Origin of the sequence: Paraburkholderia strydomiana, from assembly GCF_046030495.1 — a bacterium.
Taxonomy (GTDB): Bacteria; Pseudomonadota; Gammaproteobacteria; order Burkholderiales; family Burkholderiaceae; genus Paraburkholderia; species Paraburkholderia strydomiana_A.
Genome location: NZ_JAQQCJ010000001.1, coordinates 454877 through 471625 on the forward strand (window position 1 = coordinate 454877; position 16749 = coordinate 471625).

The window sequence follows — 16749 nt, forward strand, 5'->3', positions numbered from 1 at the left end:
TCTGGCGAAGCCGCGCGGAGCTTCGTTTTCCGTCTGCTTATGTCTGTTAGCTAACTTGACGCGGGTGGGACTGCCGGTATGATACGAGCCGTTCGAGTCTCCGGTTGAGGGTTTGCCGACGCGGGTTTTCCCGGGTGTTCGACAAAGGCCCGACCGGCGTGCCCTGGCGGCTGTCGGCGGCTGGAGTATGACCGAAGAAACGCCTTACCAACCCTTACGCTTGCGACTTACTTAGTCGTCTTGACCGATGAACCATGCCTTCGTCACCATCGCCGCGGGACTCGCCATGCTAGCAGCAGCAGGGTCCGCACGCGCCGATTGCTTCGATGAAGCGGCGAAGTATCAAAAGGTTAACCCGCTGATTCTACGCGCAATTGCCTGGCAGGAGTCGCACAACCGGCCTGACGCGCAACACAAGAACGCCAACGGTTCGACCGACTACGGCGTGATGCAGATCAATTCGATCCATCTGCCGACACTCGCTCAGTACGGCATCTCCCAAGGCACGCTGATGGAGCCCTGCAAGAACGTCTATATCGCGGCGTGGCATCTGCGCCGTCAAATGAACAAGTACGGCAACACGTGGCAAGCAGTCGGCGCATACCACTCCGAAACACCGGCTTTGCGCGACAAATATGCCCAGCAGATCGTCGCGATTCTGCGCAAGTGGAATTTGATGCCGGCTGCACGTTGAGCGTGTGTTTTTCGGGCCGGCCAGTCCGGGCTGCCTGCTGTTGGCGTGTTGATTGCCTCCCTCATTTGCCCTTTTTTGAGTCCGCTTCCCGGCTGACCGGTTGACGCATTTCGCGGTCTGCCTGTGAGCGTGCGTCGGCATTTCCACATCGCGTCGTCCTGGCGTTCGTGCTGTTGCCTGATTCCAGACCCGCTGGTCAAGCCCCGCCGATCCAGCCAGTCACGCGGACGCCGCCCGTTTTGATGCACAATGCGGCTTCGTGCTGCCGTCGAGCCCAAGCGTCAGACCGGTCGCGCAGTCATGCGGCCCCAGGCCCGGCACGCCCTCCAATCCTCTTGCTTTTCCGTACTGCGATGAACCAGCCGCTATTGCCCGTCACCGTGCTCTCCGGTTTTCTGGGCGCCGGCAAGACCACGCTCCTGAACCACATTCTCGCGAATCGCGCCGGATTGCGCGTGGCCGTGATCGTCAACGACCTGGCCGCCGTCAACATCGACGCGACGCTCGTGCGCGACGCCGCAGCGCTGTCGCACGTCGAAGAGCGGCTCGTCGAACTGTCGAACGGCTGCATCTGCTGCACGCTGCGCGACGATCTGGCCGTCGAGATCAAACGTCTTGCCGCCGAACATCGTTTCGATGCGATTCTGATCGAATCGACCGGCGTCGCCGAGCCGATGCCGATCGCCGAAACCTTCACCTTCGTCGATGACGAAGGCGCTTCGCTCGCCGACGTCGCACGGCTCGACACGATGGTGACCGTGGTCGACGCCTTCAACTTCCTGCGCGACTACGGTTCGGCCGACGCGCTCGCCGAACGGGGCATCGCCGCGACCGACGAAGACGACCGCACCATCGTCGAATTGCTGATCGAGCAGATCGAATTCTGCGACGTGCTGGTGGTGAACAAGGCCGACCTCGTCAGCACAGACGAACTCACGCGTTTGCAACGCATCCTCGCGCGCATCAACCCGCGCGCGGAGCAGGTGGTTAGCCGCTTCGGCGCGGTGCCGCTCGCGCAAGTGCTGAACACCGGCCGGTTTGATTTCGACGCCGCGGCGAGTGCGCCGGGCTGGCTCGCGTCGCTCAATCATGAGCACGGGCACGGCCATGCGCCTCACGGAGAAGCAGACGAGTTCGGCATCGGCAATTTCATCTATCGGGCACGCCGGCCGTTTCATCCGGAGCGGCTGTGGGCGCTGCTGCATCAGGAGTGGAAGGGCGTCTTGCGCAGCAAGGGCTTCTTCTGGCTCGCGACGCGCAACGACATCGCCGGTTCGCTGTCGCAGGCAGGCGGCGCTTGCCGGCATGGCCCAGCGGGCATGTGGTGGGCCGCGCAGGACCGTAGCGAGTGGCCGGACGGCGACGAAGAGCTGGCGGCCGAAATCGCCAGCGACTGGTACGGCGATCCGGACGATCTGAGCATTGGTGATCGCCGCCAGGAGCTGGTGCTGATCGGGGTTGGCATCGACCCGACGGAGTGGACGGCGAAGTTCGACGCGTGTCTGCTGAGCGACGACGAATACGCACTGGGGCCGCAAGGCTGGCTTCAGTTCGCCGATCCGTTCCCCGCATGGGACTTCGACGAAGACGATCATGATCATCAGGACCACGATCATCACCATCATGATCACGATGGTCACAGGCATGATCACGGCCACCGTCACCACTGAACGGCGTCACCCCGCGTCGATGCATCAAAAAAGCCGCGACGTGTGTCGCGGCTTATCCCGCCTACAACGCGCGGGCGAAAAAAAACCCGCCGTTGGCGGGTGTCAACTGCCTGGCAGCAAGCTGCTTAGCGCTTGTTGACCGCGTCCTTGAACGCCTTGCCTGCCGTGAACTTGACGGTCTTGGCTGCCGGAATCTTGATGGTTTCGCCGGTCTTGGGGTTACGCCCCGTACGCGCTGCGCGCTTGCCCGAACCAAAGCTACCGAAGCCAATCAACTGGACCGCATCGCCCTTCGACACAGACTTCTTGATCACTTCAAGCAACGTGTCCAGCGTTTCACCGGTTTGAGCCTTGCTGGCGCCCGTCTGTCCTGCGACGGCGTCGATCAGTTCCTGTTTGTTCATTAAGGTTCCTTTCTGAGTTTAGGTTGATACGAACAGCGCGAACGCGCCGATTATACGTGCGCGGGCCGCGCCGTCGAGCAGCTGCGGCTCCGGATCCCCTCCGGACCGGCAGCACAGGACAGATGGCTGTCCATTGGCCGTGCTCCCGCTCGATTCGCGGCGCTTGCTATGATAGCGCAGCGCAAACCCAATCAGGATAAGGGTTTCGAAGAATTGCGAGGTTCCACCGTCGATATGGCAAGGAAAACGCGATTTTGCATTCCACGACCTCCTTCGGAGGGCTGAAACCCAGTAGGGACGGGGCTTGGCGTTGGTTTTTGCCAACGTTTGGCGCGTCTTTTTCGCCGTCCGGCGAGCTGCGCGCGCTGGCGGTAACGTTAGAACCGCTCTTGCGAGCGTCATTTCCCGACGCATGACCGATCCGCTGATCCCCGCCGTCCTCGCTTTTCGCGACAACGGCACCCCGTTCTCACCGTTCTACGACGATATCTATCACAGCGCAGTGGGCGGTCTTGACCAGGCTCGCTACGTTTTCCTGAACGGCAATGCGCTGCCCGAACGTTGGCAAGGCCGCCGCACGTTCACCGTGCTCGAAACCGGCTTCGGCATGGGCATCAACTTCCTCGTGACGTGGGCCGCGTGGCGCGCCGATCCGGCGCGATGCGAGCGGCTGCATTTCGTGTCGACCGAGAAGCATCCGTTTACCGTCGCCGATTTACGCAGCGTCTATGCGGCGACCCTGTCCGATCCGGCGGTGGCCGAGCTGGCCGACACGCTGGCGAACGCATGGCCAATGCTCGTGCCCGGCACGCACCGGCTCGAATTCGAAGAGGGGTGCGTCGTGCTCACGCTGGTGCTGGCCGACGCGGCCGACAGCTTGCCGGCCTTGCGACTGCGCGCCGATGCGTTCTATCTCGACGGCTTCGCGCCGGCCAGGAACCCCGAACTCTGGTCCCTGGCGATTTTCAAGGCGCTCGCGCGGCTGGCGGGCGAGGGTGCCACATTCGCCACCTACAGCAGCGCCGGCGAGATCAAACGCGCCTTGACGCAATGCGGCTTCGAGTATCGCAAGATCGACGGCTTCGGCTGGAAACGGGCGATGCTGGTCGGCCATTTCGCGCCGCGCTGGCGCGTGCGCCGCTATGAGCCGCCCGCGCCGCTCGCGCTCGACGAACGGCATGCAGTAGTGATCGGCGCAGGGCTGGCCGGCAGCGCGGTGATCGAACGGCTTGCGGCGCGCGGCTGGCGCGTGACGTCGCTGGAACGGCATGCGTCGGTCGCGCAGGACGCGTCGGGCAATCCGGCCGGCGTGTTCCACCCCATGATTTCACGCGACGATAGCGTCGCCTCGCGCATCACGCGCGCTGGTTTTCTGTATGCATTGCGGCGCTGGGCCGAGCTCGAAAGGCGCGGTCATCGGCTCGTGCGCGGTGTCCCAGGCTTGCTGCAGATCGCCGCGGACGACGACGAAGCCCGCGCAATCGGCGACGCGATTGCTGCATTCCGCTATCCGTTCACGTACGTGACGCCCGTCTCGGCACAAGACGCTCGACAACTCGCCGGCACGCCGCTCGCGCGCGGCGGCTGGTTTTTCCCGCAGGGTGGCTGGATCGATCCGGCGTCGCTGTGCGCCGCGCAGTTCGCCGCAGCGGGCGGCCTGCTCGAACGCCGCTTCGGCGTCGAGGTCGCCCGGCTCGAACGGTCGGGCGCTCAGTGGACCGTCTTCGACACGGCGGGCCAGGCCGTCGCGCGCGCGCCGGTCGTGATCGTCGCGAGTGCGCACGATGCAGCGCGCATCGCCGGGCTGCAGCATGCGCCGACTCGCAGCATTCGTGGCCAGTTGACGCTGCTGCCCTCGGGCACTGCGCCATCGCTCGCGTTGCCGGTGATCGGTGAAGGCTATGCGGTGCCGCTTGCCGACGGCGTCACGTTGACGGGCGCCACCTATGAACTCGACGACCCCGACACGTCGCTGCGCGTGGGCGGTCATCTGGAAAACCTCGAGCGCGTCGCGCAGATGCTGCCGGCGTATGCCTCCCTTGCCGCCTCCGCGGTCGATCCCGCACGGTCGGCGGCGCTGGCCGGACGCGTCGCGTTTCGCTGCGTCACGAGCGACCGCATGCCGATGATCGGCCAACTCGCCAACGAGAGCGAGGCCGCCCGCGACGCGCAGCGGCTGCGGGGTGCATGGCCGCTCGATCTGCCGCGCATGGAAGGCTTGTACGGTGCGTTCGCATATGGTTCGCGCGGACTGGTCTGGGCAGCGCTAGGCGCCGAACTGATCGCATCGCAGATAGAGGGCGAGCCTTGGCCGCTCGAACGCGATCTGGCCGAAGACATCGATCCCGCCCGTTTCCTGCTGCGCGCATTGCGCCAGGGAACGGCCGGTTAAATTGTTGAGTGCGGCGCGCTCAGTCCACCCGTTAACCAGCGGTATACGCACGCATACGCGGCACGTATACGCGCCGACAGAGTTATCCACCGAAACGTGTGGATAACCATGCCGTTAACGGGCGCAAGTCGTGTGGAACCGTTGTGGACGTAAACGGGGTAACTTTGTCCGCGCCAAAAAACGCAAAAAGTTACTCGCGTATACGCGCTGCTCCCGCACATGCTGTGCATCCGGTTATGCCGTCGGCAAACCAATGATTCGTTTCGGTAAACATAAGTTATCCACAGAAACCGAGGCACCTTGTTAACTGTTACTACGTATACATACAGTAAACCTGTAAACAGCAAAGCCGAAGCTGGAGACGCGGTCATCGGCGTAGCAATCCCCTTCGAACCCACGCGAAAAGTTCTGCGGCAGTGTCCTCAAAAGCACATACGAGAAGTCCAATCTGGCGGTTAACTCGGCATTCTGCTGCGGTAAAAAAGTCGCTTTTCCCCGGACTCACGGAGATAACGTACGTTTTTACCGTTTTGCCAGCATGTTCGTGTGTTTTCGGTCAAGGCTGAAAAAGCTATGGCACAATCGCCGTTCTTTTCGCGTCGTGCCTCGTCTCTGGCGGCACGCGCGGCAACGGAACGGTGCCGCTCAATCAGAATCTGATTCAAAGTCGACGGCGCTCTTTCGCCGTTCCGTTTGCTACAGCCTCATCCTTGAATGTGCCTGCCTCTTTCGCGGCTGCAGCGCATTCAGATTCAGATCATCCGATCAATGAAAACTCGCAACGCTGGCCATGCGAAGCGATTGTGACGGTGAGCGCCTCACGCGCTCACCGGTTCGCCGGTGTTTGCGCCGGTTCGTGTCGTCCGCCGTTGCTGCAAAGGAGAACCCATCACGATGAATTCGGCGTTTTCATTTTTTCCAGCCTGGCCGCTTTCACCCGACGCCATTTTTTGGGCTGGTCTCGCCTTGCTTGCCGCGGGTCTGTGCGGTGAGCTTTGCTATCGCGCCTGGCGTTTACCGCGCATTTCCGGCTATGCGGTCATCGGCCTGATTGCCGGTGCGGCCGGCTTCGGCGTGATCGACGCGGATTCCGCAATGGCCGCGCGTCCGTTGCTCGACGTCGCGCTTGGGTTGTTGCTGTTCGAACTCGGAAGCCGGCTCGATCTGCGCTGGATCCGCCGCAATCCGTGGCTGATCCTGTCGAGCCTCGCCGAAGCCACGCTCACTTTCGCCTTCGTGCTGCCGGTGTTGCTGTTCCTGAACGTGCCGCTGATGGTGGCGATGGTGCTCGCCGCGATTGCCATGGCGACGTCGCCCGCGATGGTGATCCAGCTCAAAACGGAATTGCGCGCGGAAGGCCAGGTGACCCAGCGTCTGCTGACCTTGACCGCGCTGAACAGCATGTATGCGGTCGTGATCGAAAAGCTCGTGTCGAGCTGGCTGCATCAGGAGGTTTACGGCAATGTTTTCGCGACCATCCTGCAACCGCTTTACCTGCTGATCGGCTCGCTCGTGCTCGCGTATCTGCTCGCGCGCACCTGCACGTTTTTCTATCGCCGGCTCAACATGCAGGACGAGCATTCGTTCGTCGCGCTGTTCGGCCTGGTGTTGCTGGCGATCGCCGTCTCGCATCTGTTCAAGCTGTCGACGATTCTTGCGCTGCTGGCCGCCGGCATCATCGTGAAAAATCATGAGGCGCGCCCGCAATTGTGGCCGCAGCATTTCGGCACCGCCGGCTGGCTGTTGACCGTGATTCTGTTCGTGCTCACGCTGACTTCGTTCGAATGGCGGCACATCGCGCTCGGCGGTGTCGCGGCGCTGGGTCTGATCGTTGCGCGTCTGATCGCGAAACTGATCGGCGTCATGGCGTTCGCCAAACCCAGCGGCCTGAACTGGAAGCAGGGGGCGGCGCTCGGTCTGTCGTTATCGCCGATGTCGGCGCTCGCTTATCTGCTGGTCGACGATACCTACAATCTTTATCCGAATTTCGATCCGCAATTGCGGGCAATCGTGATGTGTTCGATTTTCGTGCTGCAGATTCTCGGGCCGTGGCTCGTCTATCGCAGCCTCGCGCTGGTGGCTGAACGGCGCGAAGAGTCAACGCGGTAAGCGCGCGCCGCTCGCTCGCTCGCGGTTGGCGCCGTTTCATTCAACTCATTCGATTCAAAACGGCCGGGCAAATGACAGCTACCCGGCCGACCTGACTCAGGGGACGCCATGTCACTCGAACCCTTCATCGATTCGAAACCGTTCACGTTCGGTGTCGAACTCGAGATGCAGATCGTCAATACGCATGACTATGATCTGACCAAAGCCGGCACGGATCTGCTGCGTCTCATCAAGGACGAAAAGATCCCCGGCAACATCACGCCGGAAATCACCGAGAGCATGATCGAGTTGTCGACCGGCATCTGCACGACGCACGAGCAGGCCGTCACCGATTTGCGCAAGATTCGCGACACGCTGGTGTCCGCGGCGGATCATCTGAACGTCGGCTTGTGTGGCGGCGGTACGCACGCATTCCAGCAATGGAGCGAACGGCAGATCGTCGATACACCGCGCTTCCAGTACCTCTCCGAACTGTACGGCTACCTCGCGAAGCAATTCACGGTGTTCGGCCAGCACGTGCACATCGGCTGCCCGGATCCGAACAGCGCGCTGTATCTGCTGCATTCGATGTCGCGATTCATCCCGCATTTCATCGCGTTGTCCGCATCGTCGCCGTTCGTGCAAGGCGTCGATACCGGATTTCATTCGGCACGCCTGAATTCCGTGTTCGCGTTCCCGTTGTCGGGCCGCGCGCCGTTCGTGCTGACGTGGGACAGCTTCGAGGAATATTTCTCGAAGATGGTCCACACCGGCGTGGTCAACAGCATGAAGGATTTTTACTGGGACATCCGGCCGAAGCCGGGCTTCGGCACGATCGAAGTACGCGTGATGGATACGCCGTTTTCGGTCGACCGTGCCGCGGCGATTGCCTGCTACATCCAGACGCTTGCCCGCCATCTGTTGCTCGACAAGCCGATCGCGCCGAAGGAAGACGACTATCTCGTCTACACATTCAACCGTTTCGAAGCATGCCGTTTCGGTCTGGCCGGCACCTGCATCAATCCGCAAACGGGCGAACGCAAGACGATTTCAGAGGACATCCTCGAAACGCTCGACCTTATCGCACCGCATGCGCAGGCGCTCGGTTCGAGCAATGCACTTGCCGAGATCGGCGCAATCGCGCGCGGGCAGGTGAACGATGCGACCTGGTTGCGCGGTGTATTTGCGCAGGAAAAGTCCCTGCACGAAGCGGTTCGGCAGCAGTGTTTGCAATGGCGAGCCTAGCTCCGGACTGCGTTGCGCAGGTCTGCCATCGAAAAAACCCGCTTCGCGCGGGTTTTTTTCAAAATTTATTTGAGCTCGCGGCCTTCAGGTTTTTCCAAAGTTTACGTATACCAACGTAGTAGCTGTGCGCGTGCATCGTATGATGCCTGTGGACAACTGAATAATTCCCTGCAAAGTCAACGTGCTGCGAAAAGCATAACCAGACCGGCCGGGCGCGCATCGGCTTCGTTGAACTAGGGCGATTTTGGCACCGTCCAGCCCCGCCCGAATGCGCTTCAGGAATTGATGCACACGCTGTCCACGTGTTTTCCCAGGGTTATCCACAGACAGCATTGGATAAGTTAGCTGTACGATTCGCTGCTCTCGCATAGAATGTTGTTTCACTGCCTCGGGATTGCTAGGCGGTAAATTTTTGAGATAGTAGAGAAACGGTTTCGTCCAGGCTTGGACGAAGCTACCCCACACAAGCTACGGGCGAAGTCGGCAAGCAGTTCACCGGCCGCGTACTAAAGCTGTAAATAAACGAATCGAAGATTATGAGCGAAGGCGTATACGGAGAACAGGCAACCGGGCGAGTGACCCATAGCCTATTGCGATTGAGCACGGCGATGCGAAGCCAGGCTTGGGAATGGGCCGAAGGCGCGGGTCTTACGCCGACTCAGGGCGAAATCCTGGTCTTGTTGATGCAACGCAAAGGCCCGATGCGCCTTGGCGAAATCGCCCGTGAAACGGCCCTGACCGCCGCCACCACCAGCGACGCGGTCAGCACGCTTGAAACCAAAGGCCTGGTCGAAAAGCGCCGCGCGCTCGACGACGGCCGCGCACTAGCAGTTCGCCTGACGGCGCGTGGCCGCACGGCTGCGAAGCGCGCCGCGCAATGGCCGGACTTTCTGGGCAAGGCGGTCGGCACGTTGCGTGACGAGGAGCAGGCCGTTTTCTATCGCACGCTGCTCAAGACGATCTATCAGCTCGAGGCGCACGGCACGATTCCGCCGCACCGCATGTGCCTGAGCTGCACGCACTTCGAGCCGAGCAAGAATCCGAAGAAGACGCCGCATCACTGCGCGCTGCTCGACATGAAGATGTCCGATACGGATCTGCGTCTCGATTGCTCGGTGCATGAGACCGCCGACGTCGCCACCCAGAAGAAGACCTGGAAGATCTTCGCGCAGTAAGCGCGTTCGTCCAGGACAATCCGCTACACTGCCAAGCCGGCTTCGGCGGGCGGTATTCACCGCCGGTCAGCCGTCTGGCGCCGCGTAGCGGTAAGTCTTTAGTCAACCTGAAGGTGGGGCAGGCCGATGAATCGCGAAGTACTGGCCATTCGTCATGTGCACTTCGAGGATCTGGGCAGTCTTGAGCGAGTGCTCGGCGAGCGCGGGCGCCCGGTCCGTTATCTCGACGTGGGCTTCGCCCGTATCGAGGCGCCGAACCCGGTTGCCGCATCACTGATGGTGGTGCTCGGCGGCCCGATCAGCGCCACCGACGACGCGCTTTATCCAACGCTTGTCCCCTTGCTGTCGCTGATCGAAAAACGCATCACGGCCGGATTGCCGACACTCGGCATCTGCCTGGGCGCTCAACTGATCGCGCGTGCGCTCGGAGCCCGTGTCTATCCCGCAGGGCATACCGAACTCGGCTGGACGCCGCTCACGCTGACCGAAGCCGGCCGCGCATCGCCGCTGCGTCATCTGGATGGCGCGCATACGTCAATGCTGCATTGGCACGGCGACACCTTCGATCTGCCCGACAAAGCAACGCGTCTCGCATCGACGCCCGCCTGCGAAAACCAGGCGTTCGCCTGGGGCGACCACGTGCTGGCTTTGCAGTGTCATCCGGAGATTCGCGCCGACCGCTTCGAGCCCTGGCTGATCGGCAACGCGGGCGAGCTTGCCGGTCATGGCATCGACGCGCGCCGCTTGCGCGCCGACACCGCGCAATTCGGTCCCGCACTCGAAGCCGCCACGTGCCGGATGTTCAGCGAATGGCTCGATCAGGTGGAAGCCAAAGCCTGACCGACGAAATATGCAGTAAACCGCTCACAGTGCTATGCTCGATCGCTCTCGGGCTTTCACTGGGCGTAATCCATGAGCGCGCTTTTTTCTCCGCTCACGCTGCGTAGCGTGACGCTTCCCAATCGTATCGTCGTGTCCCCGATGTGCCAGTATTCCGCCGAACGTGGCGAGGCGAGCGCGTGGCATATGCTGCACCTCGGCAGTCTTGCGTTGTCGGGCGCCGGCATGCTGTTCATCGAGGCCACCTCCGTCGAACCGGACGGCCGCATCACGCCGGGCGATCTCGGCTTGTGGGACGACGCCACCGAAGCCGCGCTCGCGCCCGTGCTGGCCGCGATCCGCAAGCATTCGCATATCAAGGTGACGATGCAGTTGTCGCACGCCGGGCGCAAGGCGTCGAGCCATGTGCCATGGGAAGGCGGCCAGCTGATTCCGGTGGCGCAAGGCGGGTGGCTGCCGCACGCGCCTTCCGCGTTGCCGCACAAGGCGGGCGAAGAACCGCCGCTCGCGCTCGATACGGCCGGGCTGAACCGGATTCGCGAAGCGTTCGCGGCCTCTGCGCGACGTGCCGCGCGTCTTGGCATCGACGCATTGGAAGTGCACGCGGCGCACGGTTATCTGTTGCATCAATTCCTCTCGCCAATCGCCAATCAGCGCGACGACGATTACGGCGGTTCGCTCGAAAACCGCATGCGCTTTCCGCTCGAAATCTTCGATATCGTGCGCGCCGCATTTCCCGCGGACAAACCGGTCGGCGTGCGTGTTTCGGCGACCGATTGGGTCGAAGGCGGCTGGACGCTCGCGGACACGGTTGCTTTCGCGCACGAGTTGAAAAAGCGTGGTTGCGACTGGATCGACGTGTCCTCCGGTGGCGTGTCGCCGTTGCAGAAGATTCCGCTCGAACCGGGCTATCAGATTCCGTTCGCGAAGGCGGTCAAGCAGGCCACCGGGCTGACCACCATCGGCGTCGGTTTGATCACCGATCCGCTGCACGCCGAGCAACTGATCGAAGCCGGCGACGCCGATCTGATCGCGCTGGCTCGCGCATTGTTGTACAACCCGCGCTGGCCGTGGCACGCCGCGGCGCAACTCGGTGCGACGGTCGAAGCGCCGCCGCAATACTGGCGTTCACAACCGCGCGAGCAGAAAGCGCTGTTCGGCGATATTTCCTTCGGACAACGGTGAAGCTGTCAGCGCAGTTTGCACGAACGCGTTTCTTTGACGGTTGAACGAAGCCGTCTTGAGCGTGTAGGATGCCGGATGTGGCGCATTGCGCGTCGCAAGTCGACGCGGCGCTCGCAAGGCGCCGCGTTTGCTATCCGCGTCAGAAAAAAGCAGCGCGTCAGACGCGGGCAATTCAAGCGGCTGCCGGACTTCACCCCCAGTTCTTCACAAGGATTCATTCAATGAGTTCACGCAGGATCGCCGTGCGCCGTTCGGGTGTGCACGGCAAAGGCGTGTTTGCCGTCGAACCGATTGCGGCCGGCGAGCGGTTGATCGAATACAAGGGCGAGCGGATCTCCTGGAAAGAAGCATTGCGCCGTCATCCACATAATCCGGCCGAACCGAATCACACGTTCTATTTCGCGCTCGACAGCGGCAAGGTGATCGACGGCAAGGTGAACGGCAACAGCGCGCGCTGGATCAATCACTCCTGCGCGCCGAACTGCGAAGCCGAGGAAATCGACGGTCACGTTTACGTGCACGCGTTGCGCGATATCGCGGAAGGCGAGGAGGTCTTTTACGACTACGGCCTCGTGATCGACGCGCGTCAGACCAAGAAGCTCAAGAAGGAATACGAATGCCGTTGCGGCGCGCGCAAGTGCCGCGGCACGATGCTGGCGCCCCCGGAAAAAGAGAAGGGCGCGGGCAAAGCCGGGAAATCGGCGAAGAAGGCAGAGGTGAGGGCGTCGGAGAAAAAAGCGAAGAAGAAGTGACGCAGGGGCTGCCTGGGCTGCTCGCTCGGATCGCTGAGAATTCAAAGCAGTCCGCTAGAGCAGCCCGTTGAGCATCAACACCGTTACACGTCGATCGGCGCCGAGTGCGCCGATTTTTTTGCCTGGCGCCGTGGCGCGGCGTCGGTGGGGTCGCTCTGAACGACGATCGGCACGAGCGGAATCCGCACGATAAAACGTGCGCCGCCTTCCGGCGCGTCCTCGTAATGCACGCTGCCGCGATGCAGCACCATGATGTCGTGGACGATCGCGAGACCGAGCCCCGCCCCGCTATCGACACCGGCGTCGCTCTGACCGTCGCCGCGGAAGAACCGTTTGAACAGATCGGCCTGCTGTGTACGCGGCACGCCCGGCCCATTGTCTTCGACCACGATCTCCGCCATGCGCAGATCGTCGATCATCGTTTGCGACACCGTCACCGTGATGCGGCCGCCATCGAAGCGCGACGGCGGCACGTACTTGAGTGCGTTATCCAGCAGATTGGCGATCACTTCGTGCAGCAGCACCGGATTGCCGCGCGCGATCAACGGATGATCATTGTCCGGGTCATCGAGGCGCTGGAAGCCGAGGTCGACGTGGAACGTCAGCGCGCGCGGCACCCACTCCGCGCCGGTATCGAACGCGAGCGCGGCCATATCCACATTGACGAAGCGGGCCGCCTGTTCGCCCGGCTCCGCGCGCGCCAGCGAAAGCAACTGGTTCGACAGCCGCACCGCGCGGTCGGCCGCGGCGCGCAGCTCGCGCACGGCGGCGAGTGTCTGCTGCGGATCACGCGCGACCGCCGCCTGTTCCGCATGCAGTTTCACGGCGGTAAGCGGCGTGCGCAACTGATGCGCGGCATCGGCGATGAACTTGCGCTGGCTGTCGAGCGCGGTTTTCAGACGGCCGAGCAGCGCGTTCAGCGCGCCGGTCAGCGGCCGGATTTCGACCGGCACATAGGTTTCGTCGACCGGTTCGAGCGACGTGTGAGTCTGCCGGTTCAGCGAGTCCGCGAGATCGGTGAGCGGATTGAGCTGTTGGTTGACCACGCGCCACACGATCACCCAGCCCGCCAGCAGCAGCAACAGCAGCGGCATCATGATCGCGACGAGAAACTCGGCGGCGATGCGAAACCGGTGATGCACCGGCTGACCCACTTCGACGACGATTGGATTGCCGGTCGGCTGATCGACGCGCACCTGCGCGACGCGCACCGTCACGCCTTCGTGCTGTGTTTCGAATACGTACGCGTAATGCATGCGGCGCACGCTGGTGCCTTGCAGGGGCAGGTTGTGATCGCCGGCGATTTCAGTCTCGCCGTTACTGATCCGGTAGACGAGTTGTTCGACCGGGTCGGAGAACATCGCCTGAGCGAGCGGCGGCACCGTAATGGGTGCATCCGGGCCGGCAATCTGGATCTGTTTGGAGATCGCGGTGGCGAGGTCGGCGAGCGAGCGGTCGACGACATGCTGCGTGTACTGCCAGGCCAGCCAGTAAGCGATCAGGCCGCTCATCAGCGCGAGCAGCGAAAGAGGTGCAGCGAGGCGCCGCAGCAGCGTGCGGCGCAGACTATTGGCGGCCGGCTGGGGCATGATCGAACGCGTGGGAAAGTGGCAACGGCGCTGTGCGCCGTGAAATTCGCCGGATGCCGGCGAACTGCGCACGGAGTGCGCGGCGCCGGCCCGGCGCCGTCAGGCCGCAGTCGAACTTGCGGCCTTCATGACGATTATGCGGCCTGGCGGATTTCCTGCAACAGGTAACCAAAACCGCGCACGGTGACGATTTCGACACGGCAGTTCTCAAGCTTCTTGCGCACCCGGTGCACATAGACTTCGATCGCGGTGTCGCCGAGATCACCGCCGAAATGCGTCAGATGGTCTTGCAGTTGCGCCTTGCTGACCACGCGGCCATGACGCAGCAGCAGCATTTCGAGCACCGCGAATTCACGCGGTGACAGTTCGAGCGGCTTGTCGTCGTTGAAGATGCGGCGATCGACGCCCGACAGGCGCACACCGCCCAACGACACTTCCGGGCGCGGCATGTCGCCGTGCGGGCCGCTGCGGCGCATCACCGCGCGGATGCGCGCTTCGAGTTCGGCGGGTTCGAACGGCTTCAGCATGTAGTCGTCCGCGCCGGAATTCAGGCCTTGCACGCGGTCGTGCAATTCGTCGCGCGCGGTGAGAATGATCACCGGCGTGTGGCGATTGCTCTGGCGAAAGCGCGCGAGCAGCGTCATGCCGTCAATGCCGGGCAGACCCAGATCGAGGATCACCAGCTCGTGGCGGTTTTGCGTGAGGGCCTGTTCGGCGAAAATGCCGTCGTGCACCATATCGACGGTGAAGCCGGCTTGTTCGAGACTGCTTTGGATGCCGCGTGCGATGGGGCGGTCATCTTCGATCAGAAGGAGTCGCATGGAATTCGCTCAAGTACAATGGGTTTAGGCGTCTGGGCAAGCGGTTCGCCGGGGCGCCTGCTGCACAGGCAGCGTGCGGCGTGGCCATGCCGGATAGGCGGGAACGGGCCACGAAGCAGCCATCGAGCCGCCCTCAAGCGCCTCTGAGCGATCACGAAGTCATGTCCGATATATCCATTCACGAACTGGAAGCCGCGATCAACTTCTGGCGCGCCCGCTCACCTTCGAGCGGCGACGAACTCGTTCTGTGCAAGGAGGCAAGCGCGCTCTCCAAGCCGTATGCGCTGCTGATTGTACAGCGTCAACAGACGCTATCACCGGATCGTTTGGACGGGATTGCGAGGCAAGCCTGGGAAACTTACGTGCGCCTTAATAATAGCCTGTAGAACTGAAGGATTGAACGCGCGGTTGCCTGCATTGTCCTTTCATTTTCGCGGGATTGTTCAACCCACGGCAGATAAACACGCGCGAAACGCCGTAGATTTTTTGTATTACGCGGTAATACTGTCGATGAACGAAGCCAATTCGATGTCGCGCGCGGTGACGCCATCGGCTTCATGCGTGGACAGCGTGACATCCACCTTGTTGTACACGTTGAACCACTCCGGGTGGTGATCCATTTCCTGCGCCTTGATCGCCACGCGCGTCATGAAGCCGAACGCTTCGTTGAAATCGGCGAACTCGAACTTGCGCTGGATCGCGTCGCGCTCCGCGACGGTTTGCCAGCCGTGCAGTCGGGCCAGCTGCGCAGCGCGCGCTTCGGAAGTCAGTTTCTGAATCATGCATTACCTCGTCGATTGGAACGCGCGCACCGGCGGGCGAGCGCCTTCACTATTTTTTCATGGATGCGGTAAGTCCGCTGCCGATGCAACCGCACTGGCGGCGTCAAACATCGCCGTCGGCATGCCAGCCTTCCTGCGAACCGCGCGTGATGATGCGGTCGTTCTCGAGGACGTCGCCGGCCAGCAAGGCCGGTTCGGTGGCAAGCCGCGTGAGCAGCGCAGCGAAATCGGTTTGCGCGACGCTGAACAGTTGCTCGAAGTCATCGATCACGAAGTAGGTTTTCTGAAACGTGTCGATGCGATAGCGCGTGCGCATCACGCGCTCCAGATCGAAGCGCAACCGGTTCGGCGCCGCGCTCTGCTGGCTGTAAAGCGTCTCGCCCTTGCTCGACACGATGCCCGCGCCGTAGATCTTCACACCGTTCGGACTTGCCGCGTCGCGGATCAGCCCGAACTCCACTGTGTACCAATAAAGTCGCGCAAGCAGGGGCAGCGCGCCCGCATCGTTGGCCGCGAGTGCCGCGCGGCCGTACGCGTGCATATAGTCGGCGAATACGGGGTTGATCAGCAGCGGCACGTGGCCGAACAGATCGTGGAAACAGTCCGGTTCCTGCAGATAATCGAGCTGGTCGGGACGACGCATCCACCACGTCACGGGAAAACGGCGATTCGCCAGGTGCTCGAAGAACACCTGATCCGGCACGAGGCCGGGCACGGCGACGATTTGCCAGCCCGTGGCCGGTGTCAGCTTTGCGTTGATTTCGCCGAAGGAAGGCACGCGGTCGGCCGGCATGCCGATGCGTTCGACGCCCGCGAGGAACGCGTCGCAGACCCGGCCTTCCAGTAGCGCGATCTGGCGCGCGTAGAGCTGTTTCCATACCGCGTGGTCTACCGCGCCGTATCGTTCGGTCGGTTGATCGATGGTGAAATCGGCGCGGGTTTCAAGTCCGGCGTCGAATTGCTCTTTCAGCCTGGCGGTGTTGGCGGTGCTTGTTGCTGTTGACATGGAATGCTACGCCCGGCGGCGATGACGGTGAAATCGATGATGCGAGTGTAGAGCGGCAAGCGCGCGGGAAGGGCGCAATGTTGGCGTGATAAGCCATATATATGCA

General features: G+C 62.3%; 15 protein-coding genes. 10 read left to right on the top strand and 5 right to left on the bottom strand.

Going from position 1 to position 16749, the window contains the following annotated elements; all coding sequences use genetic code 11:
- The first annotated feature begins 247 nt into the window (after window positions 1–247).
- Both PQQ53_RS02090 and PQQ53_RS02095 read left to right on the top strand, forming a co-directional pair.
- Window positions 248–694, top strand: coding sequence for a lytic transglycosylase domain-containing protein (locus tag PQQ53_RS02090; RefSeq protein WP_408139878.1), 447 nt, complete (start codon window positions 248–250; stop codon window positions 692–694).
- Window positions 695–1047: 353 nt separating this feature from the next.
- On the top strand, window positions 1048–2364 hold the full coding sequence (locus PQQ53_RS02095) for a GTP-binding protein (RefSeq protein ID WP_408139879.1): 1317 nt from the start codon (window positions 1048–1050) through the stop codon (window positions 2362–2364).
- A gap of 125 nt (window positions 2365–2489) precedes the next feature.
- Here the strand turns inward: PQQ53_RS02095 and PQQ53_RS02100 are convergent, their stop codons facing one another.
- Complete coding sequence (locus tag PQQ53_RS02100; protein ID WP_006050811.1) at window positions 2490–2768, bottom strand: HU family DNA-binding protein; 279 nt, start codon at window positions 2766–2768, stop codon at window positions 2490–2492.
- Between the two features lie 412 nt (window positions 2769–3180).
- Between PQQ53_RS02100 and mnmC the strand changes: the two genes are divergently transcribed.
- The 7 genes from mnmC (at window position 3181) to PQQ53_RS02135 (ending at window position 12445) form a co-directional block, all read left to right on the top strand.
- Window positions 3181–5160 carry a bifunctional tRNA (5-methylaminomethyl-2-thiouridine)(34)-methyltransferase MnmC2/FAD-dependent 5-carboxymethylaminomethyl-2-thiouridine(34) oxidoreductase MnmC1 gene (gene mnmC, locus PQQ53_RS02105; RefSeq protein WP_408323190.1) on the top strand — a complete coding sequence of 660 codons (1980 nt, stop codon included), beginning with the start codon at window positions 3181–3183 and terminating at the stop codon, window positions 5158–5160.
- A gap of 894 nt (window positions 5161–6054) precedes the next feature.
- The gene (locus tag PQQ53_RS02110; RefSeq protein WP_408139882.1) at window positions 6055–7269 is read left to right on the top strand and encodes a cation:proton antiporter; all 1215 of its coding nucleotides are present in this window, start codon (window positions 6055–6057) and stop codon (window positions 7267–7269) included.
- A 108-nt stretch (window positions 7270–7377) separates the two neighbouring features.
- Window positions 7378–8493 (top strand): YbdK family carboxylate-amine ligase, encoded by a 1116-nt coding sequence (locus PQQ53_RS02115; protein WP_408152734.1) that lies wholly within the window; start codon window positions 7378–7380, stop codon window positions 8491–8493.
- 536 nt (window positions 8494–9029) lie between these two features.
- Window positions 9030–9668, top strand: a complete 639-nt coding sequence (locus PQQ53_RS02120; RefSeq protein WP_408139884.1) for a MarR family winged helix-turn-helix transcriptional regulator — start codon at window positions 9030–9032, stop codon at window positions 9666–9668.
- Window positions 9669–9794: 126 nt separating this feature from the next.
- A complete protein-coding gene (locus PQQ53_RS02125) occupies window positions 9795–10508 on the top strand; it encodes a glutamine amidotransferase (protein ID WP_408139886.1) in 714 nt (237 codons plus the stop codon).
- 72 nt (window positions 10509–10580) lie between these two features.
- Complete coding sequence (locus PQQ53_RS02130; RefSeq protein ID WP_408323191.1) at window positions 10581–11693, top strand: NADH:flavin oxidoreductase/NADH oxidase; 1113 nt, start codon at window positions 10581–10583, stop codon at window positions 11691–11693.
- Window positions 11694–11914: 221 nt separating this feature from the next.
- Window positions 11915–12445 carry an SET domain-containing protein gene (locus tag PQQ53_RS02135; protein ID WP_408139889.1) on the top strand — a complete coding sequence of 177 codons (531 nt, stop codon included), beginning with the start codon at window positions 11915–11917 and terminating at the stop codon, window positions 12443–12445.
- Between the two features lie 83 nt (window positions 12446–12528).
- Here PQQ53_RS02135 and PQQ53_RS02140 read toward each other — a convergent pair whose 3' ends face one another.
- Both PQQ53_RS02140 and PQQ53_RS02145 read right to left on the bottom strand, forming a co-directional pair.
- Entirely contained in the window at window positions 12529–14034 is a 1506-nt protein-coding gene (locus PQQ53_RS02140) for a sensor histidine kinase (RefSeq protein ID WP_408139891.1), read from the bottom strand.
- A gap of 134 nt (window positions 14035–14168) precedes the next feature.
- Window positions 14169–14855: a response regulator transcription factor gene (locus PQQ53_RS02145; RefSeq protein ID WP_408139893.1), complete on the bottom strand. Its 687-nt coding sequence runs from the start codon at window positions 14853–14855 to the stop codon at window positions 14169–14171.
- Between the two features lie 161 nt (window positions 14856–15016).
- Between PQQ53_RS02145 and PQQ53_RS02150 the strand changes: the two genes are divergently transcribed.
- Entirely contained in the window at window positions 15017–15241 is a 225-nt protein-coding gene (locus PQQ53_RS02150) for a DUF3717 domain-containing protein (RefSeq protein WP_121319136.1), read from the top strand.
- A gap of 105 nt (window positions 15242–15346) precedes the next feature.
- Here the strand turns inward: PQQ53_RS02150 and PQQ53_RS02155 are convergent, their stop codons facing one another.
- Window positions 15347–15637, bottom strand: coding sequence for a 4a-hydroxytetrahydrobiopterin dehydratase (locus tag PQQ53_RS02155; protein ID WP_408139895.1), 291 nt, complete (start codon window positions 15635–15637; stop codon window positions 15347–15349).
- Window positions 15638–15740: 103 nt separating this feature from the next.
- Window positions 15741–16643, bottom strand: a complete 903-nt coding sequence (gene phhA, locus PQQ53_RS02160; RefSeq protein ID WP_408152736.1) for a phenylalanine 4-monooxygenase — start codon at window positions 16641–16643, stop codon at window positions 15741–15743.
- Window positions 16644–16749 lie beyond the last annotated feature (106 nt).

What these genes read in the sequence shown, in the direction of transcription:
- PQQ53_RS02095 (WP_408139879.1), top strand. Translation starts at nt 1,048, where the DNA reads ATGAACCAGCCGCTATTGCCCGTCACCGTGCTCTCCGGTTTTCTGGGC.
- PQQ53_RS02135 (WP_408139889.1), top strand. Translation starts at nt 11,915, where the DNA reads ATGAGTTCACGCAGGATCGCCGTGCGCCGTTCGGGTGTGCACGGCAAA.
- PQQ53_RS02110 (WP_408139882.1), top strand. Translation starts at nt 6,055, where the DNA reads ATGAATTCGGCGTTTTCATTTTTTCCAGCCTGGCCGCTTTCACCCGAC.
- PQQ53_RS02155 (WP_408139895.1), bottom strand. Translation starts at nt 15,637, where the DNA reads ATGATTCAGAAACTGACTTCCGAAGCGCGCGCTGCGCAGCTGGCCCGA.
- PQQ53_RS02115 (WP_408152734.1), top strand. Translation starts at nt 7,378, where the DNA reads ATGTCACTCGAACCCTTCATCGATTCGAAACCGTTCACGTTCGGTGTC.
- PQQ53_RS02140 (WP_408139891.1), bottom strand. Translation starts at nt 14,034, where the DNA reads ATGCCCCAGCCGGCCGCCAATAGTCTGCGCCGCACGCTGCTGCGGCGC.
- PQQ53_RS02125 (WP_408139886.1), top strand. Translation starts at nt 9,795, where the DNA reads ATGAATCGCGAAGTACTGGCCATTCGTCATGTGCACTTCGAGGATCTG.
- PQQ53_RS02100 (WP_006050811.1), bottom strand. Translation starts at nt 2,768, where the DNA reads ATGAACAAACAGGAACTGATCGACGCCGTCGCAGGACAGACGGGCGCC.
- PQQ53_RS02130 (WP_408323191.1), top strand. Translation starts at nt 10,581, where the DNA reads ATGAGCGCGCTTTTTTCTCCGCTCACGCTGCGTAGCGTGACGCTTCCC.
- PQQ53_RS02150 (WP_121319136.1), top strand. Translation starts at nt 15,017, where the DNA reads ATGTCCGATATATCCATTCACGAACTGGAAGCCGCGATCAACTTCTGG.
- PQQ53_RS02090 (WP_408139878.1), top strand. Translation starts at nt 248, where the DNA reads ATGAACCATGCCTTCGTCACCATCGCCGCGGGACTCGCCATGCTAGCA.
- PQQ53_RS02145 (WP_408139893.1), bottom strand. Translation starts at nt 14,855, where the DNA reads ATGCGACTCCTTCTGATCGAAGATGACCGCCCCATCGCACGCGGCATC.
- mnmC (WP_408323190.1), top strand. Translation starts at nt 3,181, where the DNA reads ATGACCGATCCGCTGATCCCCGCCGTCCTCGCTTTTCGCGACAACGGC.
- phhA (WP_408152736.1), bottom strand. Translation starts at nt 16,643, where the DNA reads ATGTCAACAGCAACAAGCACCGCCAACACCGCCAGGCTGAAAGAGCAA.
- PQQ53_RS02120 (WP_408139884.1), top strand. Translation starts at nt 9,030, where the DNA reads ATGAGCGAAGGCGTATACGGAGAACAGGCAACCGGGCGAGTGACCCAT.